Raw genomic sequence first — 22,438 nt, 5'->3', positions numbered from 1 at the left:
TTCATGAGAGGCCCGGTTGGCCGGACTGCGCTGTACATAGGCTGGAGCCTGATCAGCTATCCGCTCCGGCCGGTGTCCAATAGTTGCCTGCAACAGCCATTTAAGCCTGCCATACCCCATGCTCGCCGTTCTTGCCCATATATTCAATCCGTGACGGAGTCAGCTCAAGGATGACATAATCGGGATCATCCGGCCCCTTGAACCATTTCTCCAGGGACTCATTCCATACCTTGGACCGCAAGCCGTCATCCTTGGTCACGGCAACCGTAGCTTCAATCTCCAGCACATCCTTGCCGCCGCCCTGTTCATAGCCGAGCAGCAGACTGGCATTCGGATTATCCTGAAGCTCTTCTACCTTATGAGTCTTGCGGTTCGTAGCCAGATAAATGGCAAGTCCGTCATGAAATACCGCCATATAGCGCACCTTAGGTTTATTGCCGGCTTCAACCGTACCGAAGGACCCGAACTTGTTGTCATCCAGCGCCTGCATGATTAATTTCTCCAGCTCTTTGTTATCCATGGACGTCTAATCTCCTTTCAAAATTCATGTGAATATAAGTTTATATATTCACATCCGCAGTTTGGATTTATGATTAACCTGTGCCTAATATAGTGTACCCGTCCGGTTCGTTCTGAATCCCGGAACCTGTTCATAAATTCACCTATAAGGAGTTCCACCACTTGAAAAAACTAATCTGGATCGGCTGTCTCTCCTATTTCGTGATCGGCCTGGCCCATGTAGTCCTGGGCTCTATACTGCCTATCCTGCTCCAGCATTATGACCGCAACTATAGTGAAGGAGGCCAGCTGATCTTCAGCCAGTTCGCGGGCTTCCTCGCCGGTGTGCTGGTCTCGCCGCTGCTGAACCGCCGCTTCGGCAAACGCGGCGGCATTCTCATCGCCACCGGGCTGCTGCTCTGCGCCGAGCTGGCCTACGCCTTCCTCCCGCCCTGGGGCTGGATGTACGTCATCGCAGTAGCCGCAGGGTTCGGCTTCGGCATGATCGAAGCCGTCATCGGCACGATTATTATAGCCGCAGTCACCGAAGGGACGGCGGTTGCCATGAGCAGGCTGGAGGTACTGTTCGGCGTCGGGGCGCTGCTTATGCCGCTGGCCGCCAGTCCCCTCATTGCCGCCGGCCAGTGGAGACTGGCCTTCCTGATCGTTGCTGCCTTCTCCCTGATCTCGCTGCTCTTCTGGACTAAGAGCGGGTTCGGTCCGCTCCAAAGCGTGCTGGATGAGCGGCCTTCGCGGCCTGCACAAAGGGCAGCAGCGAGCAAGACCAGACGCTTGTCCTTGCCCTACAAGGGCAAACAGTGGGTAGTGCTGGGTCTGTTCATTCTGTTCTTCTTTCTCTATGTCGGCACTGAGATGAGTCTGGTGAACTTCATGCCGGCGATCTTCATCGCCAAGCTGGGCATGAGCGAATCTTCGGCAGCGCTCACAGTCACCTTCTTCTGGCTCGCCATGTCAGCGGGCAGACTGTTCGCCGGTGTCATCGCTGAGCGGATTTCCTACCGCATCTATGTGCTCGTCAGCTGCTTTGCCGCTTTGCTGCTGCTGATCGTATTCCCGTTCGCCGGGCACCGGTTAGCCGCCTTTGCTGTCATCCTGCTGCTTGGCCTGTTTATGTCCGGCATCTTCTCCATCGCGCTGGTCTTCTCCAGCAAGCTGCTGCCCGGCGCCGAAGAATCGACGCCGAGTATTATGATCGCGTCCGGCGGGATTGGCGGAGCTGTGCTGCCGCTGCTGACCGGCTGGTCCATGGATCATATGCAAATTGCCCAGACCTCGGGGCTATTGGCCGCTTTTGCCGCCTTATTATTCCTGTTAAGTGTGACCGCCTGGAGAATCGGGTAATATAGCTAACAAGATCCATATTCTGCGAATAAGGATGGAATTCGTATATGGCTGAACTACTGGCTGAACTGCAATCCGAGCCCACTCTGCATACCGCGTTGCTGCAATTCATTTTCCCCTTCTCGATCAAGCCAAGACAGGATAAAGAACTGATAGCAAGTCTGCAGAAGGACGGGTTCACGCGTTTTTTTCTCGACAACAAAGAACTGGAGAATGCCTATTACGGAGAAGGCTACTGCGTGTCCCATGAGAAAATGGAGCGCAGCTATCTGCCGTTTGCCGCTCATGTGCTGTTTCCGCGTGAGAAGGACAGCGATTCCTTCCGCCGCTTTTCCCGGGTAAACGATCTGCAGTGCCGGCTGGAAATGCTCTTCCAGTCTGTGAATTTCCGGATTCTGTCCACCGATGTGTTCCTCTGTCCGTTTGAGCTGGGCTTTCTGACCATAAGAGTGGCTATCGAGGAGGAGAACCTTCCCTTCAGCACCGTGCTGGAATTCGCCGACCGGTTCCGTACACTGGAGGATGTGTGTTATCAGGATAAACATGCCTTTATCCATTGCCAGGAGAAGACCTTCGGCCGGGTGGAGGATTTCGTGTTCAAGAATCTCGTCTCCGGACTGGAGCCGTTTCTCGACCCGGCCGAGATTGATGGCGCGTATTTCGAGACCCTGCCCTTTTTCGTGGATGAACGGATGCTGGTGCAGGCCTTCTATGGCTTCAACCGCGAGGAAGAGCTGGATGAGATCAGTGCCCGGCTGCGCTACCGTGCCTCCCAGCTGGATGGGCTGAGTCTGGAGGGCAGGCCTTTTACCAGCGCGAGTGACCCTGAATATATCGAGCAGTACACCCGTGAGCACTGCTATAACCGCTGGGGGCCGGATACCTATTATATGACGAACGAGCAGACCTTCTGCTGCCTGAGCCGGGCGAAGCCCGATATTGCCACGGAGCTGGTCAACCAGATGTACGGAGAGTATTACTATGGGCTGCTGCTGAGTATTTTTCATAAAATCGTCCTGCTGAAGCTCGCCAATCTGCATTCCCGGCTGCGCATCAACCACGATTACGACGAGATCGAGAATCTGATCTTTCTGATCAATAAATTCTCGGCCAAATTCTATTTCCTGGAGCTGATCTCGCAGTCGCAGGGGCGGGAGATCTTCTTCCAGCTGCGCAAGGTCTACGGCAATGACGCCCTGTTCGATGAAGTGAAGATGACGCTGAATGACCTGTTCCAGTATCAGGACAAATTCCAGGCCAAGCGCCGGGACACCCTGCTGATGGTCCTGACCGTATTTACGGTAATCAGCGGAATTTACGGGATGAATCAGGTCATTGAGGATCTGAAAGGGAACATCGACTGGAGCAAAATGCTGGAGTACTCCGTGTTCGAATATCTGGCGCTGTTCCTGACCTTCTCGGGGATCGCGGTCAGCCTCGGCTTAACGCTGCGGGAGGCGTGGAATACTATCCGCAGCCGCCGCAGGAAGCGATACTATGATAAGGATTGAACAGACAGCTCTGGACAACCGCGAAGCTGCCGTCTATAATACACCGTAAGAACATAGCAATACCCGTGAACTTTATAGAACCAGGGGTGCTGGAATTGGCCGGCTGAGATTGTATCCCACAAGATACTGACCCTTATACCTGATCTGGATAATGCCAGCGTAGGAATCTTCATTCATCGCAGTGCCCTGAGCGGCCCTGTAGCTGAATCCCCTCACGCAAGTCACTGGCGTCCCGATCTTTGGGACGCTTTTTTGATTCTAAGGATGTACAGGAATATGGTTTCTGTAAGCTCTGAAGACCAGGGGTTGCTGGAAGGAGAGAGAAAGAGAAATGGGAGTCAAAAAAACTGTAACGCTGCTGCTCAGCTCCATGCTGCTGCTCACTGTAGCAGGATGCGGCGGCGGGAACAACAGCGGCAATGCGGGGGCCAGCGCACCTGCTGCCGGGAACAGCACGGCTGCACCTGATGCAAACGCAGCCGCACCCACGGATGCACCCAAGGCGCTGACTCCGGTCAAGATTGCTCTGGACTGGACGCCGAACACGAATCATACCGGCCTGTATGCCGCCAAGGAGCTGGGCTATTACGCGGAGGAAGGTCTTGACGTTCAGATTGTTCAGCCCGGCGCTGCCGGATCGGACACGATGGTCACTTCCGGCGAAGCCCAGTTCGGCATCAGTGCCCAGGAGGCGCTCACCCTGGCCCGTCTGCAGGATGTCCCGCTGGTATCAATCGCTGCAATCATACAGCATAACACCTCCGGCTTCGCGGCTCCGAAGGAACGCAATATTAAGACGCCGAAGGATTTCGAAGGCAAGACATACGGAGGCTGGGGCTCCCCTGCGGAGCAAGCTGCCATGAAAGCTATCATGGACCCCGAAGGCGGGGATGTCTCCAAGGTGAAGCTGGTGAATATCGGCGAAGCGGACTACTTCACGGCCGTGAAGCGGGATATCGATTTCGCCTGGATCTTCTATGCCTGGACCGGGGTGGAAGCCGAGCTGCGCGGGGAGCCGCTGGATATGCTGTATCTGAAGGATTATGCGCCGCAGCTTGATTACTACACACCAGTGCTGACCACCAGCGAGAAGGAGATCGCCGAGCATCCTGAAGTAGTGAAGGCTTTCCTGAAGGCTACGTCAAAAGGTTACCAGTACGCTATCGACCACCCGGAAGAAGCAGCGACGGTCCTCTCCGATGCTGTGCCTGATCTGGACCCCAAGCTGGTGCTGGCCAGCCAGAAATGGCTCAGCCCGAAATACAAGGATGACGCCCCGCGCTGGGGCGAGCAGAAGCTTGAGATCTGGAAGAATTACGCCGACTGGATGTACGGCCTGAAGCTGTTGGATAAGCCGCTGGATGCGGAGAGTACGTTCACGAATGAATTTTTGCCGGAATAATAACTTGAGAGGAATGATTGATAATGGCTAATACACTGCTCAGCATTCAGGTAATTCCCAAGACACCGAACAACGAGGATTCTATCCCTTATGTGGACAAGGCCATTGAGGTCATTCAGAAGTCGGGCATTAAGCATCAGGTGAACCCGCTGGAGACCACGATGGAGGGCGAGCTGAACGAGCTGCTGGATATTGTGCGCGACATGCATGAGGCGCTGATCGCCTCCGGCAGCCCGAGTGTGATCTCCCAGATCAAGATCGCCCATAATCCGGGCGGCATCAGCATGAACAAGCTGACGGAGAAATACCGGCCGTGAGAAGCACCTGGAAGCTAGTGTGGCCGCCCCTTGTGGCGGTCCTCTTTTTTGTGGGAATATGGCAGCTATCGGTCATGCTGTTCGACATCCCGGCTTACCAGCTGCCCAGCCCCGCGGATATCGCGCGTGAGTCGAGGAACAACATCTCCGGGATCTGGGAGCACACCGCCGCCACGCTGCGCCTGACCCTGATCGGCTTCCCGGTCGGCACAGGCATCGGCCTGCTCACCGCCTTGCTGCTGCATCTGCTGCCCTGGGTCAAGAGAGCGCTCTATCCGCTGCTGATCCTCAGCCAGAATGTGCCCTCCATTGCGCTTGCCCCGCTGCTGATTATCTGGTTCGGCTTCGGCCTGCTGCCCAAAATCATCCTGATCACCCTCGTCTGCTTCTTCCCCGTAGCTGTTGCAGCCATGGGCGGGCTGGCCCAAAGCGACCGGGTGATGATGAATTATATGAAGATGGCCGGTGCGGACAAGTGGCAGATCTTCACCCGGCTGGAGCTTCCCGGCTCGCTGCCCTCCCTGTTCTCCGGGCTCAAAATCTCCGCCACCTATGCGGTGATGGGCGCAGTGGTGGCCGAATGGATCGGTGCCGACAAAGGGATCGGCTACTATATGCTGCTGCAGAAGGCTTCTTACCGGGCGGACCGGATGTTCGTGGCCATCGCCATTATCGTGCTGCTGAGTCTCGTATTATTCGCACTCATTGCCCTGCTGGAGAGATGGCTGGTGCGCTGGAAGCCGCGCAAGGAAGCTTAGTGTGTACGGAAGGATCATCCACAACGGAAGTAACCATAATGAACAAGAAGGAGGCTGGGCGAAGTGTCTGAGCTTACGAGGATTGAACTGGAGAAGGCGGACGGAGACGGACGCCTGCGAACTCAGAGTGTGCCGCCTGCGCTTGAAGTGAGCGGCATCAGCAAGTCGTTCAAGCACCGCCGCCGGGAGACGCAGGTGCTGGATCAGGTGTCCCTGACCGTGGAGCCGCAGGAATTCGTCTCCATTGTCGGCCCGTCCGGCTGCGGGAAAAGCACGCTGTTCCATATTATCGGCGGCCTTACGCTGCCCGATACCGGAACCGTCCGCATGAACGGCATCCCGGTGACCGGGCAGCGCGGCAAGATCAGCTATATGCCGCAGCAGCCCGCGCTGTTCCCGTGGCGCAGCACGCTCGACAACGTCCTGCTTGGCGCCGAGCTGCAAGGCGCCCCGCAGCGGGAGGCCCGCGAGGCTGCGCGCCACTGGCTGGCGAAGATCGGCCTGGGCGGCTTCGAGCGGGCCTACCCGCACATGCTGTCCGGCGGCATGCAGCAGCGGGCCGCCTTCCTGCGGGCCATGCTCGCGCCGCAGGAGCTGATGCTGCTCGATGAGCCGTTCAGCGCACTGGACGCGCTGACCCGCGAGCAGATGCAGCGCTGGCTGCTGGAGCTGTGGGAGGAGAACCGCCGCTCCGTGCTGTTCATCACCCACAACATCGAAGAGGCGCTGCTGCTCTCCACCCGCATCTACGTCTTCTCCGGACGGCCCGGCTCCGTCCTCCATACCGTGGAGGTCCCCTTTCCGCGTCCGCGCCGCGAAGAGATCGCCGATTCGCCGGAGTTCCTCCGGATGAGGCGGCAGCTCTCGCAATGGATGCGTGAGGAGCAGGCGAAGAGCCCGAGTTAAGAGGGCTGCTGCGTTGGTGACTTAGCAGGATAAGCTTGCGCTCCTTGTTATGCATATCTACAGCGCTAGTGACTCGGCACTGCCTGTAGCGGCATAACTGTACCTGATTGTATTTGGTGCAATAGAATTCGCAATATTACAGACAAAATTCAAATCTGCTGTATTTCGTACAGCAGTTTTTTGTTTATTTGCCGCAAAACACCACTTTCCCAGATTTCTGCTGTACAGAGTACAACAGAATCGGATTGGCTGCGGATTCAGGGGACATCTGTTGTACTAATTACAATTGAGCTAACCCTGCGCACTTACAGAAACCACCATCTTCCCCTACATCCAGCCCTTGTCCTCCGCCAGCCGCACGGCTTCGATCCGGGTCTTGACCGCAAGCTTGCTGAGGATCTCCGAGATGTAGTTGCGGACGGTGCCATAGGAGAGGTGGAGCGCCGAGGCGATCTCTCCGGCGCTCCGGCCTGCTGCGGCCAGCTTCAGAATCTCCCGCTCCCGGTCCGAGAGCGGATTCTCTTCGCGCAGGCTGCCGAACACCAGCTCAGGCGAGACCTCGCGCCCCCCGGCCATCACACGGCGGATGGCATCGGCCAGCTTATCCACCGGCTCATCCTTCAGCAGATACCCCTGAATCCCGGCCTTCACTCCGCGCTCGAAATAACCGGGGCGGGCGAAGGTGGTCAGGATAATGATTTTGGTACGGCAGCCCCGCGACTTCAGCAGCTCGGCCACCTCCAGGCCGCTCATCAGCGGCATCTCAATATCCATCAGACACACATCCGGCTGGATACGCTCAATCTGGGCCAGCGCCTCCGCCCCGTCTCCCGCTTCGCCCGCTACCTCAATATCATCCTCCAGATCAAGCAGCGATGCCATCGCGCCGCGCAGCAGCCGCTGATCTTCGGCAATTATGATGCTGATCATGCCGTTTCCCCATCCTTTCCATCCTTAACTACTCTTGGTATGACCACCGTCAGCCGGGTTCCCCCGCCGGGTCTCTGAGCAAGCGTCAGTGAACCGTCAATCAGAGCCAGCCGCTCGCCCATTCCCTTCATGCCGTTGCCGTCCCGGCGATCCGCGCTCTCCGAGCCGCAGGCTTCTACCCCTATGCCGTTATCCTCCACCGCAATCTGCACCTCACCGGCTGTCATGGTGATGCTGATCCGGCACCAGTCCGCATGGCTGTGCTTGACGATGTTGGTCACGCCCTCCTTGATGCAGAGACTGAGAATATTCTGTGTCAGATCGGACACGCCCGGCAGTGCCACCTCTCCCTCTACTTCAAGCGCTATCTCTGCGCTGCGCAGCATCTCTTCAGCTCCGGCCAGCTCCTCGGCGACAGAGACCGCGCGCATCTCCGAGACCAGCTCCCGCACCTGGCGCAGCGCAGCCCGCGAGGTCCGCTCAATCTCTCTGGCTTCCGCCTGCGCCCGCTCGGGATTCTTGAGGACCAGCTTCTCGACAAGCTGGCTTTTCAGCGTGATCAGTGACAGCGTGTGGCCCATTGTATCATGCAGGTCGCGGGCGATGCGCATCCGTTCCTCGCGTTTGACCATCTCCTTGATCCTCTCCTTGGCCTCATCCAGCTCCCGCTCCAGCGAACGCCTGCGGTTGATCGAGCGGATACCGAAGGGAGTCACCAGCATCATCATCAGAAAAGGCAGCATGAACAGAATGTCCATGCTCTGATACCGCACCAGGGACAGCAGGAACATAGAGGCCAGCAGTGCCGTAAATATCGTCAAGGCCCGCCCAAAGCTGCGTGAATCGGTATACCAGCCGATGAAGTTGCTGGTGAAGAAAGCCATATATAAGTTGAAGGGGCTAAACCCTATAAATAACACCACAATAATCAACATTTGCAGTCCCAGCCAGGCCGAGTAGGGCTTGCCCTCCGTCCAGTAGAGCTGACGGTACGTAACCAGGAACAGCAGGACCAGCGCATAACCCGCCATCAGCTTGAACCCGCTATACCCCTGAAGGTTAAGAATCGGAAACACCAGATAGATCAGCCAGATATAGGGGAAGAAGCCGAATTTTTGCGGAAAGAACCGGAACTGCTTACGAGCCATTGTACATTACACCGCTTCCTGTTTTTTTCGGATATAGACCGATAATATCATAAATACAGCCAGGTAGCCGAGCAGCAGCAGCACAGCCTTCCACGACGGGGAATCTCCCGCTACAATTGCCCAGGCTCCATCTCCATAATTGTAGGACGGCAGCCAGTGCCCGATCTTCTGCATCAGCTTAGGCATAATGTCGAGGGGCATCCACATGCCTCCGGCCACCGCCAGCCCCATATAGAGCACATTGCTCACCCCGCTGGCCGTATCCACCCGCTTCATGGACCCGATAATTGTACCCAGCGCGAGAAAAGGCAGTGAGCCCGCAAGCAGCCACAGTCCGCTAAGCAGCCACTCCGAGGCAGTCAGCGAGACCCCGTTAATCAGATACCCGGCTAGGAAAATACACAGGATCGAGAACAGATGCATCACGCTCTGACCGAACATTTTGCCGAAAAAATATACCGGGGACGGCAGCGGAGTAATGCGGATAAACGTGTTCCAGCCCTGGGTCTGCTCCTGTACCAGCCGGATGCCGAGCGTCATAATGGCCGAGCCCATCACGCTGAAGGCCGCCATGGACATCAGATAATGCGCCTGCCACAGCTTCGTATCATCCGTCCCCGTATTCACCACCCGGGTGAAGATGAAGTAGAACATAATCGGCATCAGCAGCGACCAGAATACATAATAGGGATTGCGGATAATCCGCAGCAGCTCTGCCTTACACTGGGTCATCAGGGGTTTCATCATTATTGTGCCGCCTCCTCTTGATTCAGGGTCAATTGCTCGAACGCTTCATCCAGCTTCCCCTGGTCGATCCGTACATCCTGCACAGCCAGCCCGTTCACGAAAATAGCCCGCAGCGCCTCATCCGTATTCTCCGTTGTTACATGCAGCCGACCATCCTTCTCGTAGCAGCCATCCACGGCCGGTAGCTCCAGCAATTGACTGCGCAGCAGCTGCGGATCGCCGAGCGGCAGGAAGGACAGCGACTTCTTCACCAGTCTCGCCTTAATCTCGTCCGGGCTTCCGTCAGCCGCCAGCACTCCCCGGTTGAACAGCAGAATCCGGTCCGCGATATCCTCCGCCTCCTGCAGATAATGGGTGGTGAACAGAATCGTCTTGCCCTGATCGGCCAGTCCCCGCACCCTCTCCCAGAAATGACGCCGGGCGGTCGTATCCAGTCCCACCGTCGGCTCGTCAAAAAACAGCAAATCCGGGTTACCCGCCAGCGCCAGCGCGAAGCTGAGACTGCGCTTCTGCCCGCCGGAGAGCTTCTCGGCGTAGCGATTCAGATCCGCCGCCCCCAGCCCCGTCGCTTGAAGCAGCACCTCCATCTCCATCGGCTGCGGATAATAGCTGCGGATCAAGGCCAGAATCTCCCTGACCTTCAGCCGGTCCATAACACTGACCTCCTGGAGCATGGCTCCGGTCCGCTGCTTCACCCTGACGTCGGCGGGCGGAAGACCGAACACCTTCACGCTTCCCTCCGAGGGCTGAAGCAGCCCCAGCAGCATCGCCAGTGTGGTGGTTTTGCCTGCTCCGTTGGGTCCAAGCACTGCTGTGATCGAGCCCCGGCTAATGGTGAAGCTCACCTGCTTCACCGCCTGCTTCTCCTGGAAGCTGCGGCTAACATTCTTCATTTCAATGACATGTTCCATCATGTATCCCTCCGTGTCCTTCTGCCCTCTCGGCTATATTGCTATAGTACCGGAGACCGGAGAGGAACATCAGTATGGACTGTCACCGGTTCAAAGTGACAACTGTCACCCGGCAACAAGTGGAAACGGCTTTACCGTTCTTTTAAGGACGGTACCGTTTCAGCGAGAAATAGAAGGATAATTTATCATGTGAAACATATAAGTTCTTATATTTAAATAAGGCGCTCCTGTCCACGATTCCGTTATCGTAGCAGGAGCGCCTCCGTGTGCATATTACTCAAACCTCAATTGCCCAATCGCCTGTTCCAGCATGTCGTTCAGCGTCTGTCCTCCGGGAGGGGCGCTTACCCAATGGAAAACCGCTGTGCGTATCGCTGCCATAAGCAGCGCGGCCAATAAGTCCGGGTACAGGTCGAGCTTCACATCCTTGTGTGTACGTTCTGCAATCACCTTGGCAAGCTCCCGTTCAATCTCTATCTCCACCTTCCGTGTCGCGCCGAACAATGCCGGATCATCACGGAGAAGGACGATGCGTGCATACCACTGCCGGTCTGTTGTCTCGGCGAAACCTTCAAGCACAGCAGCCCGGACCGAGTCTTGCAGCGGTTCACTGGATGGACGGCCGGCAAGGGTAGCCGCTATCCGTTCGGAACGCTGATAAGCATTGCCGACCATTGCGGCTTCTTTGGAAGCAAAATAATTATTGAATGTCCGCAGGGAGACATTGGCGGCGGCGGCAATATCCTCTACCCGGACCTGGCTGGCCCCTTTCTCCATGGCAAGTCTGCATGCTACATCGCTCAGCGTCCGCCTGGTCTCTTCCTTTTTGCGTTCTCTCAAGCCCGGTTTCTCAGTCGTCATATCACTCTATGGCTCCAATCCTGTATGTAGTCAAAGATCTGCGGCGCTGCAATCACAGCACCGCAGATCCGGTATCATCCTGCGGAATCGTTTACTGCGCCGTCTGTAGCTGAATGTTATAATCCAGAACCTCGTCCAGCCAGTCAAACATCACCTGGTAACTGAGCGGCAGATTATTCAGCTGGCAGTGCAGGTCGGCACCATCCTCTTCCGTCCCTTTGAACAGCGCGTTCTTCTTGTTCGGAGCTTTCTCGAAAGTATCTACCGCCTGCCGCTGCATCTCAGGATGCTCCGCTTCGGAATACATGGATAGCAGGGGACACTTGACGTCCTTCGGGTCCACTTCGATCGCTTCCCTGGCTACATTATACCACTCGGCAATACTGTCGAAGCCGTGGGACCAAGCCGATCCTGCGAACAAGACCTGGCCGGTGTACGGCATTTTTTTGCTTTGCTCTGCAGCTTCTTCCGCGCTGCCCCGAAGGAACGAAGGCATGCCGCGTTCAATAAAGGAGGCCATGGAGTACACAGGCGAGTTGGGAACTGCCGCTGCGAAGCGGTCGTCACAGCTTGCATGCACCATCGTCTTGGCTCCGCCATAGCTCATGCCGCTGACGACCAGCCGCTCAGGGTCCACATCCGGACGGGCCAGGACGAAATCCGTGGTGGCTCTGTAGACATTGTGCAGCTCCTCGCGCGGGAAGTTCCGGGCTGTCGCCTCAGGCTCATAGAATCTGACACACACATCATAAGGAAGATCTACGATCAGCGCGTTATATCCGCGGTCAATAGCCGCCTGCCCGCCGAGAAAATAGGTATCTTCCTTATGTGTCTCCCCGCCGTTATGGAAGATAATTGTTGGCTTAGGCGCATTGCCGTGCTCCGCCTTCAGGAAGCACCCCGGGAACTTATACCCCTTGTATTCCACCTCGACCCACTCATGGGGAATCTGTTCAGACTTCGCATCAAGCGCCTTCTTGAAGCATTCCACACTTTTGCCGTGATACCGCGCGAAGTCCGGTTCACCGGGAAAAGCCCCATAGAAGGCTGCTCTGTAGTACGAGTGGGCACGGATAAATGCCTCACTGGCGCTGATCAGATGTCCCTTCTTCAGACAGTTTTCAGCCGTTGCTTCGATTTTAACGGCTTCCTTCTCGAATTCAGTTTTCCAACTGGCCAAAGAGTTCGGATCGATGTTACGTGCAAGCTTAAATACTTCACCTTGTGCCACACCGCCGCAGTGTACGAACGACAGCAGCCACTGGAACGTGAATTCAATATCATCGCGTTCGAAGAATACCTTGTGCGTCAATCGCGCAGCCACCTTTGTCTCTTGCCCATCTACCTGTACCATATCGTTCTCCTCCTTCTCCAATCTATCCTTTCAAGATCATCCACAGCAGAAACAGCCGCGAAGCGGAAGAGGGAATTAGGCTACGGCGCGATTCCGGGCCCGGATGTTGGCGTCCAGCGAAATCAACCTCTGACCAGATTTTAGCACTTTTCATATTTTTGCGCAACACGCAATTTTTCTTTCGATGCAATTTTTCTATGCATGCAAAATAATCAAACAGGAGAATACCCATCCGCTCGCTTCGTCTCACTCACCCTTGCAGTTGCATATTGTATGTTGTTTTCCACATACATTCGCCCCGCTCACCCTTGCGGTTGCACATTGTATGTTGTTTTCGGCATACATTTACCTAAGATATCCCCGCAGTAGCACATCATGGCGATGTTCTGCCTATCTCTGGCCAATTTTGATGGTTTGCAATCCCAGTAACCGCTTGTATGTGGCAGCATTGTTGTACTTATTGCAGGATTTCTCTAGATATGTCACTGACTGCGGCGCATTGTTGCATCATTTGCAGAAATTTTGGTGTTTTGAGCAAGTTAGCGCTGGCATTGTTGCATTTCGTGCAGGATTCCTGCATAGGCCGCTTATATCGGGCAGCATTGTTGCACTTCTTGCAGGAAATTTCAATATTTGTTACTGGCTGTGGCGTATTGAGCCTATGTACCTTCGCGCCAGCCTACAATATTCGGTTTTAAGCATACGTTCGGTCCATCCTCATCCAATCAAAAAAAGCCTCCCCCACAGACTCTGGAGAAGGCCTTTCTGTTCACTATCTCTGCATAAACCCCTTGCCCAGCAGGAATTCCTTCATGTGCAGCCGGGCAGGCTGAGCCAGCCGGCCCGCCATCATCTCCGACCAGGAGGCTGCGCTCTGGCCGCCAGTCCGCTCCCGCATATAGTCGCTGGAGATGGTGTCGTACACACGGGCCTGCTCCACTGCGGCTGCAGCATTGTAGCCGTTATGATGCAGCACCGCCGCCTGCGGCAGGCGCGGGCGGATGCCGTTCACGGCTGCCGGATACCCGAGGCACATGCCGAAAACCGGGTAGACCAGCTCCGGCAGTCCGAGCAGCTCGGATACCTGAGCGATCTCATTGCGGATACCGCCGATATACACGATGCCAAGGCCGAGCGACTCTGCGGCAACGGCGGCGTTCTGCGCAGCAAGCGCTACATCGACAGTCGCTACAATGAGATTCTCGGCCGTGTCCTCATAGGACGGCTTCCCCTGCAAATGCGGAGCCGACGCTTCCCGCAGCCGGTACATGTCCGCACACCAGACCAGAAAGACCGGGCACTGCTTGATGTAGGCCTGATTACCGGACAAAACGGATAGCTGCTCTTTAAGCGCAGGCTCGGTTACAGCAATAACTGTGTACGCCTGGACATTGCTGGAGGTTGAAGCCATCTGTCCCGCTCCAATGACTGCTGCCAGCAGCTCCTCGCTGACCGGCTTGTCCTGATACTGGCGGACAGAGGTGTGACGGTTCAACAGCTCAAGGGTTTCATTCGTGGGTTTCATGGAATTGTTCCGCCTCTCTTCACTCATATATAGCCTATTATGATCCCATTTCGCGGCTCAGACAACAAGCGGGACTTTCTTCTTCTTCCGCCCCTTACGCCTCTTCCGCCCCTACCACCCGTTCCCGCGCTTCACCTCCTGGACAATCACCCGGATGCCCTCATCAATCTGCGTAAGCCCCGCCCGGGAAATACTGATACGCAGGAATTTGTCCCGGGCCTGGTAGCCCGGCAGATAGAAGCCGTTACCGGGTACCACCTGAATTTTGCGTTCCGCCAGACGCTTGACCAGACGCTCCAGATTAACGGTAAGCGGCAGCTTGAACTGGATATAGATACCGGAGCTGTCCGCAGAGGCTTCGATAATGCCTTCCGTATTATGCCGCCCGAGCGCTTCATACACCGCGCGGATTTTTTTGGCATACATAGCCTTGATCTTGTGCCTGTGATGGCCGTACATGCCATTCTTGATGTAGACCTCAAGCGCCGCCTGCGACAGCAGCGAGGTATCTGTATAGCCTTTATAGGAGCGGAAGCTCTCCAGCAGCTGCTCCGGCACCACCACCGCACCGAGCCTGAGGCCCGGGAAGATGATTTTGGAGAAGCTTTTGAGATAAATGACATGGGAAGTCTGATCATACGCATAGATCGGGTCATAACGCCGTCCGATCCCCAGATCCGCCATGTAATCATCCTCGGCAATATAGACATCGTACCTGGCTGCCAGCCCGGCAATGGCCTTGCGCTCCTCTGTGCTGTACGTTGTCCCGAGCGGATTGTGATATCTGGGCATGGTGTAAAAGAGCTTGAATCTCCCGCTGGCAAACCGCTCCTCCAGCTCCTGCAAATTAATTCCCGCTGCCGAACGCCCGATTCCGCTCACCGGCAGCCCCTCCGCCTCCAAATACCGCAGATAGATATCATATCCCGGCTGTTCCACCAGGATCTCCCGCTTGCCGCCGGGAAAAGGCATTCTCGCCAGTATCTCCAGCGCCTGCTGAATCCCCGAGGTAATCAGGATCGACTCCGCCTTCGCGAACACCTGATACTCCGCCAGATGCGACACCAGGGTGCGGCGCAGCGTCGCAAGCCCCAGGGCATCGCCATAGGTGAACAGATGGTATTTGTACTGGTCAATCGCCTTATTGAGGCAATGCTGGAAGTCGAGGTACGGGAACACATTCAGATCTGGCGATGCCGAGGCGAAGTCAAGTATCCCTTCACCCCCCGCCGCTGCCGAATCCGCGCTATTTTCCACCATGTAGTAGCCGCTCTGCGGAATAGAGTAGATCGTATGTGTGCGCTCCAGCTCCGCGTATGCCCTCAGAATGGTACTGACGCTACAGCCGTAGATTTCTGCGGCACTGCGCACAGACGGCAGCTTGTCCCCCGGGCGGTACTGCCCTTCCTTCATCTGTCTCTCCATCTCCGTGATCACCTGATGATACTTGTTCATCGCCCGCCTCCGTTCGCCGTCATTACCATGCTATGCCGTGTATTTTATCCTATTATTCTTCCCTTATTATATAGGATCACGGTAAACTGTACCGATACAGTTGAGGAAACCTTGTATTGTTGGTGTACGCCTTTTCCTTTAATTTTAAAGTAATAGATCGAATGTTTACAGCATCCAATCTTCACTAACCTACAAGGAGATGTACCCATGCACAAACAAGGACTCAAGCTGGCCTACAGCTTCGCCGTACTCAATGCGGTCATTATCGGCTTCTCCTTCCTGTTCACCAAAGTAGCTCTGGTTCATGCCGGGCCGCTCGACACGCTGACCTTCCGGTTCGCTGCCTCTTTTGCCGTGATGTCAGTTCCGGTCGCCCTCGGCTGGGTTAAGGTATCCTACCGGGGCAAACCGATTGGCCAGGCACTGCTGCTCGCAGCGATGTATCCGCTCGGCTTCTTCACCCTGCAGGTCTTCGGACTTCAGCGCGCCACCTCAGCCGAGGGAGGAATCCTCTATTCCTTCACTCCGGTGGTGACGATGATCATCGCCGGGATTTTCCTGAAAGAGAAGACCACTCTGCTGCAAAAGCTGTGCATCTTCCTCTCGGTATTCGGCGTAGTGTTCATCTTCGTCATGAAGGGAAGCGGCATCCAGCTGTCCAATATGACCGGGATTGTGCTGCTGTTCATGACTTGTCTCGCTTTTGCCGGGTACAGTGTGCTGGCCCGCTCACTCTCCAGCCACTTCAGTCCCGCTGAGCTCAGCTACCTGATGATGGGGGTCGGCTTCGCTACCTTCCTGATCATCTCGCTCACCGGACATGTAACCAGCGGGACCCTCGGGGATTTCCTGAACCCGCTTAGGAGCAGCACGTTTGTCCTGTCCGCCGTATATCTGGGGGTGGTAGCTTCGCTGGTCACAACCCTGACTTCCACCTATATTTTATCCAAAATCGAGGCCTCACTCATGAGCGTGTTCACCAACCTCTCCACCATCGTATCCATTGCAGCCGGAGCAATCTTCCTGGGTGAGCAGATCACGGTCTATCACTGGATCGGTTCCTTCCTGATCATCGCCGGGGTCATTGGCACGAACTTGCTGGGCCGGAAAAAGACCGCTGCGGCTTCCGCAGCAGCCAGCGAATAGAACAGCATAGATTGAATACGCCAATCCATTAAGCTTCTTCGATAAAAAAAAAATCGCCGGCAGATACACGCCGGCGATTCTTTGCGTTGCGGCCTTCCGTCCGGATGACTCCGGCTGCGGCAGGCTATATGATCTTTACAGCTTGACGCGCTGTAAACGCAGCGCGTTCAGTACCACAGACACCGAGCTGAGCGCCATCGCGGCTCCGGCCAGCCAAGGGGCCAGGAAGCCGAGCGCCGCAATCGGGATGCCGAGCGTATTATAGGCAAGCGCCCAGAACAGATTCTGCCTGATATTGCGCATGGTCTTACGGCTCATCAGGATCGCATCCGGGATGCTCATCAGATCGCCGCGCATCAGCGTGATGTCCGCCGCCTCCATCGCTACATCGGTGCCGGTGCCGATCGCCATGCCCGTATCTGCGGTCGCCAGTGCCGGAGCATCGTTGATGCCGTCACCGACCATGGCTACCTTGACTCCGCCGCTCTGGAGCCTGCGGATCTCTTCCGCCTTGCCCTCAGGCAGCACCTCCGCCAGAACCGTGCGGATGCCTGCCTGATCCGCAATCGCCTGGGCCGTAATCTTGTTGTCTCCGGTAATCATGATAACCTCAATACCCATGGCATGCAGCCGGGCTACCGCCTCGCGTGAGGTATCCTTAATCGTGTCAGCCACGGCAATCACTCCCGCTACCGCATCATCGACAGCTACCAGCATCGCTGTTTTACCTTCCTGCTCCAGCTTGGTCATGATCCCTGTCCACGGCTCGATATCCAGCCCGTTCTCCACCATCATCCGCCGTGTGCCTACACTTACCTGCTGGCCGTCCACAACCGCCGACACCCCGCGGCCCGGTACCGCCTCGAACTGGCCCGCAGGCGGCAGGTCGATTCCTCTGCCCTGTGCGCCAGCCACAATGGCCTCCGCCAGCGGATGCTCCGAGAGCTTCTCCGCAGCCGCTGTTATGGCCAGCAGCCGGTTCTCGCCAAGCACCCGGCCTTGCGCAGCTATTGCGGTAGTTGCTACAATATCGGTCAACACAGGCTTGCCGTTGGTCACGGTCCCGGTCTTATCCACGACCACCACCTTCACGCCCTTCGCAGCTTCCAGATGCTCCCCGCCCTTGAACAGGATGCCGAACTCGGCGGCCCGGCCGGACCCTGCCATAATGGAGGTTGGCGTCGCCAGTCCCAGTGCGCACGGACAGGCGATGACAAGCACCGCAATGGCTTTTTCAAGGGCCTCCGCGAACTGACCGGGTGCCCCCCAGATATACCAGATCCCGAAGGTTACAGCAGCAATGCCGACTACAATCGGCACGAAAATCCCGGAGATGACGTCAGCAATCCGCTGGATCGGTGCCTTGGAGCCCTGCGCTTCTTCCACAATTCTGATGATCTGTGCCAGCGCCGTATCACGGCCGACCTTGCGGGCTTTAACCCGCAGCATTCCGTTCTTGTTCATCGTAGCTCCGATAACGGAATCCCCCGGCTTCTTCTCCACCGGGATACTCTCGCCTGTGAGCATGGATTCATCGACGGAGGACACCCCCTCAACAACTTCACCGTCTACAGGCACCTTCGTGCCGGGCTTCACCAGCACAATATCGCCGATCACTACATCTTCCACAGGAATACTCAGTTCTGCACCATCCCGCAGCACCAGCGCTGTCTTGGCCTGAAGCCCCATCAGGCTGCGGATCGCATCCGATGAACGCCCTTTCGCCAGCGCTTCTAACCACTTGCCTACGAGAATTAACGTGATCAGAACCGCACTGGTCTCGAAGTACAGCTCCACGGTGTGGTGCATCCCGCTCATGTTCAGCGAATCAATCGTCAGGTATAAGCTGTAAAAATACGCCGCAGAGGTGCCCAGCACCACCAGCACATCCATATTGGCGCTGCCGTTCTTCAACGCCTTATAGGCGCTGACATAGAACTGCCAGCCGATCACGAACTGAACCGGGGTCGCCAGCACAAGCTGGAACCAGGGATTCATGAACAGCTCAGGCGTCCAGATCCACGTAGTGAACGAGAAGTGGCCTGCCATGGCCCAGAGCAGCGGGAGGGACAACAGCGCGGAGATCATCCACTTATTCCGCTTGCGCGTAATCTCTTCACCCCGCTGCTCTGCGATATCCTTCCGGTCCTGCTTAAGCGCCGCCTTATAGCCGATGCTGCTCACCTTATCCATAATCTCGGCTGTACTGACATTGCCCGGCGAATATTCCACGTGGGCGGTCTCCAGCGCCAGGTTCACATTCACGGCCGCGATCCCCGGCATCCGTCCGAGCACCTTCTCAATCCGCGACGAGCAGGCCGCACAGGTCATTCCTGTTATATCGAAATCCGCCGACTCCTTCAGCGTATCGTAGCCAAGAGAGCGGATCTTCTCCTCAATCTGCGGCACATCCATAGCGGCCGGATCGAAGCCTACCGTAGCCTGCTCCAGCGCCAGATTGACATTCGCCCGGGATACCCCCTCCATGCGGGACAAGCCCTTCTCGATCCGCGTCGCACAGGCGGAGCAGGTCATTCCGGTAATTTGCAGCGTGGCCTGCTGCTGCGGGGCCGATTCTGTACTCTTTTCCATTCTCACGCACCTCCGTATACCCCCAAGGGGTATATTTATCTTGAAAAGAAAAGGCATTGGCGCCCGGCCCTGTTCCCCAGGGTTCCCTGCTCCAAGCCCTAATATTACAACCCTTCGTCGCTTACACTACGTCGTAGCCCTGATCTTCAATAGCGGCCTTGATCTTATCCAGACTTACTGTATTCTCATCGAATTCAACAGCCACCGTCTTCGCCGGCAGATCTACCTTCGCCGCTGCACCCACGCCGCCGACAGCCTTCTCTACAGCACTTACACAATGACCGCAAGACATTCCTTCAACCTTCAGTGTTACGTTCGACATTTGAATAACCTCCTAATTATTGTTGGTACACGCTTAATTTGTGTTCATATTCTACAGCCGGATATATAAATTGTTACGTAAGGAAGGGGTAGCTGTGCTTGAATGACTTTGTACAACAGATGCCGGATAAATCATCCTCTGAATGGAATCTATTGTATTTTGTACATTAGTTTTTCTGCTTTTAGGCACTTTCACCTTATTTCCCTGACTTCAATTGTACGGAATACAATAGAATGGATATTTTAATCGTTAAGCAGGAATTCTATTGCACAAAGTACAATCAGATCCTTGTTTGTTATTCTTCTTTCTTCCTCACCACAGCCTGGAGAATTTGAACTATTAAATCCCATACAAAGATGAAAGTGACGGAGAGGAATTTTGAAACTGCAGGAGCGCCAGCGACCGCCTTTGTGCACGGATTTCTACCGCTATACGGTATCAATCATGAAATCAACCTTTATCTCATCAGCTTGTTCACCGTAACCAGCAGCTCGTCAATCACCTCATGCTCACCGGCTTCGATCCGTTCAATAATGCAGCTCTTCATATGGCCTTCAAGCAGCAGCTTGCCGACACTGTTCAGGGCCGCCTGCACCGCAGCGAGCTGATTCAGCACATCATCGCAGTAGGTATCCCGTTCAATCATGCCTTTCACTCCGCGGATCTGCCCTTCAATCCGGTTCAGCCGGGTCGTCAGCCCGTTCTTGAATTCCGGGGAATGGTGGCTCTTGCGGTCGCCGGATGCAGAAGAATGGCAAGCTTCGGCGGAATTCTGTCCGGCGGGGTCTTTCTCATTTGTTGACACAGGAATCAGCCTCCTTATGTACCAATATAATATACCCCCTATGGGTATGTCAAGACCTCAGGTGACAAGCAGCCTTTTTTCCCTCCTCCAGATACTTTGCCCTATTGCAGCAGGAATAAAGGACCGGCAGATAAGGAATACCAAGTACGCGTATGCAAGTTCCCAAGAAGCACCCAACCCTCTGTCCTATCAAGTGGGAACGGCTTTGCCGTCCTTTTAAAGGACGGTACCGTTTCAGCGAGAAATAGAAGGAAAATTCATCATGTGAAACATATAAATTCTTATATTTCAAAAAAACAATTGCCACCCTATTCAAATTTGACTATAATGAAATTCCACTGAATTTTAACTATAAAGGAGCTTCAACATGCACACCAAAGAAAGCAATCTCAAGCTCGTCATTGTCGGACTGCTGCTCGGCATTCTGATGTCGGCCATGGACAATACCATTGTTGCCGCAGCTATGGGCACGATTGTCTCCGATCTCGGAGGACTGGATAAAATCGTCTGGGTCACCTCCGCCTATATGGTCATGGTTATGGCCGGAACCCCAATCTTCGGCAAATTGTCCGATATGTACGGACGCAAGCGATTCTTCATCTTCGGACTCATCGTATTTCTGATCGGCTCCGCCCTGTGCGGGACGTCGACGAGCATTACCCAGCTCAGTATTTACCGTGCGATTCAAGGGATTGGCGGCGGCGCACTGATGCCGATTGCTTTTACGATTGTCTTCGACATTTTTCCGCCTGAGAAAAGAGGCAAGCTCACCGGACTCTTCGGCGCTGTCTTCGGCATCTCCAGTGTAATCGGGCCTCTGCTTGGTGCTTATATCACCGAATTTGTGAGCTGGCACTGGATTTTCTATATCAACCTGCCGATTGGGATCGTCTCGTTCTTCCTTATTATGAGCTCCTACAAGGAATCCATATCGCACTCCAGACAGCGTATTGACTGGGGCGGCGCCTTCACTCTGGTGGCGGGGATTATCTGCCTGATGTTCGCCCTGGAGCTTGGAGGCAACCAGTATGCCTGGGATTCTGCGGTCATTCTCGGACTATTCGCTGCGTTCGCCGTGCTTCTGATTGCCTTCGTGTTCATTGAGAAGTCAGCGGCAGAGCCGGTCATCTCCTTCGCCATGTTCCGCCAGCGTCTGTTCGCAACCAGCAGTATACTTGGCTTATTCTATGGTTCGGCGTTCATCGTAGCAACGGTCTATATCCCGATCTACGTCCAGGGGGTATACGGCGGCTCCGCCACCAACTCCGGCCTGATCCTGATGCCGATGATGATCGGTACCGTAATCGGCAGCCAGTCCGGCGGCCTGCTGACCACCAAGACTAGCTTCCGCAACATCATGCTGCTATCGGCGGTCTGCTTCGTGGGCGGGATCTACTCGCTCAGCACCTTGACCCCGGAGACCTCCCGGATGGCGCTTAATGCCTTCATGGCGTTGACCGGCTTCGGAGTCGGCTTCTCCTTCTCTGTACTCAGCCTGTCTTCGATCCATCATTTCGACATGCGCCAGCGCGGTTCGGCAACCTCCACCAGCACCTTCATGCGCTCGCTGGGGATGACGCTGGGCATTACCATTTTCGGCATTATCCAGCGTAACCGCTTCGCCTCCGAGCTGAGCACAGCCTTCGGAGACGGCGGCCAGGCCGCTTCCTTCGGCGACCCGCGTTCCGCGTTGACGCCCGAGGCCAGAGCGCAGATTCCGCCGCCTGTACTGGAGAAAATCACGAATTCACTGTCTTCATCGATCTCGCATACCTTCTGGTGGGCCCTCCTTCCGGCGGTGCTTACCGTGGTCTTCGTACTGCTGATGCCGAAGGACCGGCTGATGCCGCAGGGCAGCCAGCATGGTGCAGATCAGGATCAGAGGTAA

At 55.7% G+C, this 22,438-nt stretch carries 20 protein-coding genes and 1 riboswitch; of the genes, 8 read left to right on the top strand and 12 right to left on the bottom strand.

Translation table 11 applies throughout. The features are described from left to right. Nucleotides 1–100: 100 nt before the first annotated feature. Entirely contained in the window at nt 101–520 is a 420-nt protein-coding gene (locus tag MHH28_RS24795; protein WP_405106452.1) for a pyridoxamine 5'-phosphate oxidase family protein, read from the bottom strand. 161 nt (nt 521–681) lie between these two features. Between MHH28_RS24795 and MHH28_RS24790 the strand changes: the two genes are divergently transcribed. The 6 genes from MHH28_RS24790 (at nt 682) to MHH28_RS24765 (ending at nt 6,754) form a co-directional block, all read left to right on the top strand. Then, nucleotides 682–1,860, top strand: coding sequence for an MFS transporter (locus MHH28_RS24790; RefSeq protein WP_405106451.1), 1,179 nt, complete (start codon nt 682–684; stop codon nt 1,858–1,860). A gap of 47 nt (nt 1,861–1,907) precedes the next feature. Beyond that, nucleotides 1,908–3,371 (top strand): hypothetical protein, encoded by a 1,464-nt coding sequence (locus MHH28_RS24785; protein ID WP_405106449.1) that lies wholly within the window; start codon nt 1,908–1,910, stop codon nt 3,369–3,371. A 72-nt stretch (nt 3,372–3,443) separates the two neighbouring features. Further along, a riboswitch (TPP riboswitch) is annotated at nt 3,444–3,554 on the top strand. Nucleotides 3,555–3,702: 148 nt separating this feature from the next. Beyond that, entirely contained in the window at nt 3,703–4,773 is a 1,071-nt protein-coding gene (locus MHH28_RS24780) for an ABC transporter substrate-binding protein (protein ID WP_405106447.1), read from the top strand. A gap of 23 nt (nt 4,774–4,796) precedes the next feature. Next, nucleotides 4,797–5,090 (top strand): MTH1187 family thiamine-binding protein, encoded by a 294-nt coding sequence (locus MHH28_RS24775; protein ID WP_405106445.1) that lies wholly within the window; start codon nt 4,797–4,799, stop codon nt 5,088–5,090. Next, nucleotides 5,087–5,848 carry an ABC transporter permease gene (locus tag MHH28_RS24770; RefSeq protein ID WP_405106443.1) on the top strand — a complete coding sequence of 254 codons (762 nt, stop codon included), beginning with the start codon at nt 5,087–5,089 and terminating at the stop codon, nt 5,846–5,848. The genes MHH28_RS24775 and MHH28_RS24770 overlap by 4 nt, the downstream gene beginning before the upstream one ends. Before the next feature lie 81 nt (nt 5,849–5,929). Beyond that, entirely contained in the window at nt 5,930–6,754 is an 825-nt protein-coding gene (locus MHH28_RS24765) for an ABC transporter ATP-binding protein (RefSeq protein WP_405117241.1), read from the top strand. A 327-nt stretch (nt 6,755–7,081) separates the two neighbouring features. Here MHH28_RS24765 and MHH28_RS24760 read toward each other — a convergent pair whose 3' ends face one another. The 8 genes from MHH28_RS24760 to MHH28_RS24725 all read right to left on the bottom strand — a co-directional run bounded on the left by MHH28_RS24760 (nt 7,082) and on the right by MHH28_RS24725 (nt 15,685). Continuing rightward, nucleotides 7,082–7,684, bottom strand: a complete 603-nt coding sequence (locus MHH28_RS24760; protein ID WP_405106441.1) for a response regulator transcription factor — start codon at nt 7,682–7,684, stop codon at nt 7,082–7,084. Further along, a complete protein-coding gene (locus MHH28_RS24755; RefSeq protein WP_405106439.1) occupies nt 7,681–8,832 on the bottom strand; it encodes a sensor histidine kinase in 1,152 nt (383 codons plus the stop codon). Before MHH28_RS24755 ends, MHH28_RS24760 begins: the two co-directional genes overlap by 4 nt. Before the next feature lie 6 nt (nt 8,833–8,838). Further along, nucleotides 8,839–9,576 (bottom strand): ABC transporter permease, encoded by a 738-nt coding sequence (locus MHH28_RS24750; RefSeq protein WP_405117240.1) that lies wholly within the window; start codon nt 9,574–9,576, stop codon nt 8,839–8,841. A gap of 2 nt (nt 9,577–9,578) precedes the next feature. Then, entirely contained in the window at nt 9,579–10,490 is a 912-nt protein-coding gene (locus MHH28_RS24745; protein WP_405117238.1) for an ABC transporter ATP-binding protein, read from the bottom strand. Between the two features lie 273 nt (nt 10,491–10,763). Beyond that, on the bottom strand, nt 10,764–11,351 hold the full coding sequence (locus MHH28_RS24740; protein WP_405106437.1) for a TetR/AcrR family transcriptional regulator: 588 nt from the start codon (nt 11,349–11,351) through the stop codon (nt 10,764–10,766). Nucleotides 11,352–11,442: 91 nt separating this feature from the next. Beyond that, complete coding sequence (locus MHH28_RS24735; RefSeq protein ID WP_405106435.1) at nt 11,443–12,705, bottom strand: alpha/beta hydrolase family protein; 1,263 nt, start codon at nt 12,703–12,705, stop codon at nt 11,443–11,445. A 772-nt stretch (nt 12,706–13,477) separates the two neighbouring features. Next, nucleotides 13,478–14,230, bottom strand: a complete 753-nt coding sequence (gene nfsA / locus MHH28_RS24730; protein ID WP_405106433.1) for an oxygen-insensitive NADPH nitroreductase — start codon at nt 14,228–14,230, stop codon at nt 13,478–13,480. Nucleotides 14,231–14,341: 111 nt separating this feature from the next. After that, nucleotides 14,342–15,685 (bottom strand): PLP-dependent aminotransferase family protein, encoded by a 1,344-nt coding sequence (locus tag MHH28_RS24725; protein ID WP_405106431.1) that lies wholly within the window; start codon nt 15,683–15,685, stop codon nt 14,342–14,344. Between the two features lie 207 nt (nt 15,686–15,892). On the opposite strand from MHH28_RS24725, the gene MHH28_RS24720 reads away from it, so the two are divergent. Next, nucleotides 15,893–16,831, top strand: coding sequence for a DMT family transporter (locus MHH28_RS24720; RefSeq protein ID WP_405106429.1), 939 nt, complete (start codon nt 15,893–15,895; stop codon nt 16,829–16,831). Nucleotides 16,832–16,966: 135 nt separating this feature from the next. Here MHH28_RS24720 and MHH28_RS24715 read toward each other — a convergent pair whose 3' ends face one another. The 3 genes from MHH28_RS24715 to MHH28_RS24705 all read right to left on the bottom strand — a co-directional run bounded on the left by MHH28_RS24715 (nt 16,967) and on the right by MHH28_RS24705 (nt 20,550). Next, nucleotides 16,967–19,423 carry a heavy metal translocating P-type ATPase gene (locus tag MHH28_RS24715; RefSeq protein ID WP_405106427.1) on the bottom strand — a complete coding sequence of 819 codons (2,457 nt, stop codon included), beginning with the start codon at nt 19,421–19,423 and terminating at the stop codon, nt 16,967–16,969. Between the two features lie 121 nt (nt 19,424–19,544). After that, nucleotides 19,545–19,745: a copper ion binding protein gene (locus MHH28_RS24710; protein ID WP_405106425.1), complete on the bottom strand. Its 201-nt coding sequence runs from the start codon at nt 19,743–19,745 to the stop codon at nt 19,545–19,547. Nucleotides 19,746–20,202: 457 nt separating this feature from the next. Further along, nucleotides 20,203–20,550: a metal-sensitive transcriptional regulator gene (locus MHH28_RS24705; RefSeq protein WP_405106423.1), complete on the bottom strand. Its 348-nt coding sequence runs from the start codon at nt 20,548–20,550 to the stop codon at nt 20,203–20,205. Nucleotides 20,551–20,917: 367 nt separating this feature from the next. Between MHH28_RS24705 and MHH28_RS24700 the strand changes: the two genes are divergently transcribed. Beyond that, nucleotides 20,918–22,438, top strand: coding sequence for an MDR family MFS transporter (locus tag MHH28_RS24700; RefSeq protein WP_405106421.1), 1,521 nt, complete (start codon nt 20,918–20,920; stop codon nt 22,436–22,438).

Origin of the sequence: Paenibacillus sp. FSL K6-1217 (assembly GCF_045040735.1) — a bacterium.
In the GTDB taxonomy this organism is placed as follows: Bacteria; Bacillota; Bacilli; order Paenibacillales; family Paenibacillaceae; genus Paenibacillus_AQ.
Note: the sequence above shows the minus strand (reverse complement) of the source record. Positions and strands in the feature narration are given on the sequence as shown.

Coding starts and splice junctions, on each gene's coding strand:
- MHH28_RS24795 (WP_405106452.1), bottom strand. CDS start 520: ATGGATAACAAAGAGCTGGAGAAATTAATCATGCAGGCGCTGGATGAC.
- MHH28_RS24785 (WP_405106449.1), top strand. CDS start 1,908: ATGGCTGAACTACTGGCTGAACTGCAATCCGAGCCCACTCTGCATACC.
- MHH28_RS24780 (WP_405106447.1), top strand. CDS start 3,703: ATGGGAGTCAAAAAAACTGTAACGCTGCTGCTCAGCTCCATGCTGCTG.
- MHH28_RS24775 (WP_405106445.1), top strand. CDS start 4,797: ATGGCTAATACACTGCTCAGCATTCAGGTAATTCCCAAGACACCGAAC.
- MHH28_RS24760 (WP_405106441.1), bottom strand. CDS start 7,684: ATGATCAGCATCATAATTGCCGAAGATCAGCGGCTGCTGCGCGGCGCG.
- MHH28_RS24755 (WP_405106439.1), bottom strand. CDS start 8,832: ATGGCTCGTAAGCAGTTCCGGTTCTTTCCGCAAAAATTCGGCTTCTTC.
- MHH28_RS24750 (WP_405117240.1), bottom strand. CDS start 9,576: ATGAAACCCCTGATGACCCAGTGTAAGGCAGAGCTGCTGCGGATTATC.
- MHH28_RS24745 (WP_405117238.1), bottom strand. CDS start 10,490: ATGGAACATGTCATTGAAATGAAGAATGTTAGCCGCAGCTTCCAGGAG.
- MHH28_RS24740 (WP_405106437.1), bottom strand. CDS start 11,351: ATGACGACTGAGAAACCGGGCTTGAGAGAACGCAAAAAGGAAGAGACC.
- MHH28_RS24735 (WP_405106435.1), bottom strand. CDS start 12,705: ATGGTACAGGTAGATGGGCAAGAGACAAAGGTGGCTGCGCGATTGACG.
- nfsA (WP_405106433.1), bottom strand. CDS start 14,230: ATGAAACCCACGAATGAAACCCTTGAGCTGTTGAACCGTCACACCTCT.
- MHH28_RS24725 (WP_405106431.1), bottom strand. CDS start 15,685: ATGAACAAGTATCATCAGGTGATCACGGAGATGGAGAGACAGATGAAG.
- MHH28_RS24720 (WP_405106429.1), top strand. CDS start 15,893: ATGCACAAACAAGGACTCAAGCTGGCCTACAGCTTCGCCGTACTCAAT.
- MHH28_RS24715 (WP_405106427.1), bottom strand. CDS start 19,423: ATGGAAAAGAGTACAGAATCGGCCCCGCAGCAGCAGGCCACGCTGCAA.
- MHH28_RS24710 (WP_405106425.1), bottom strand. CDS start 19,745: ATGTCGAACGTAACACTGAAGGTTGAAGGAATGTCTTGCGGTCATTGT.
- MHH28_RS24700 (WP_405106421.1), top strand. CDS start 20,918: ATGCACACCAAAGAAAGCAATCTCAAGCTCGTCATTGTCGGACTGCTG.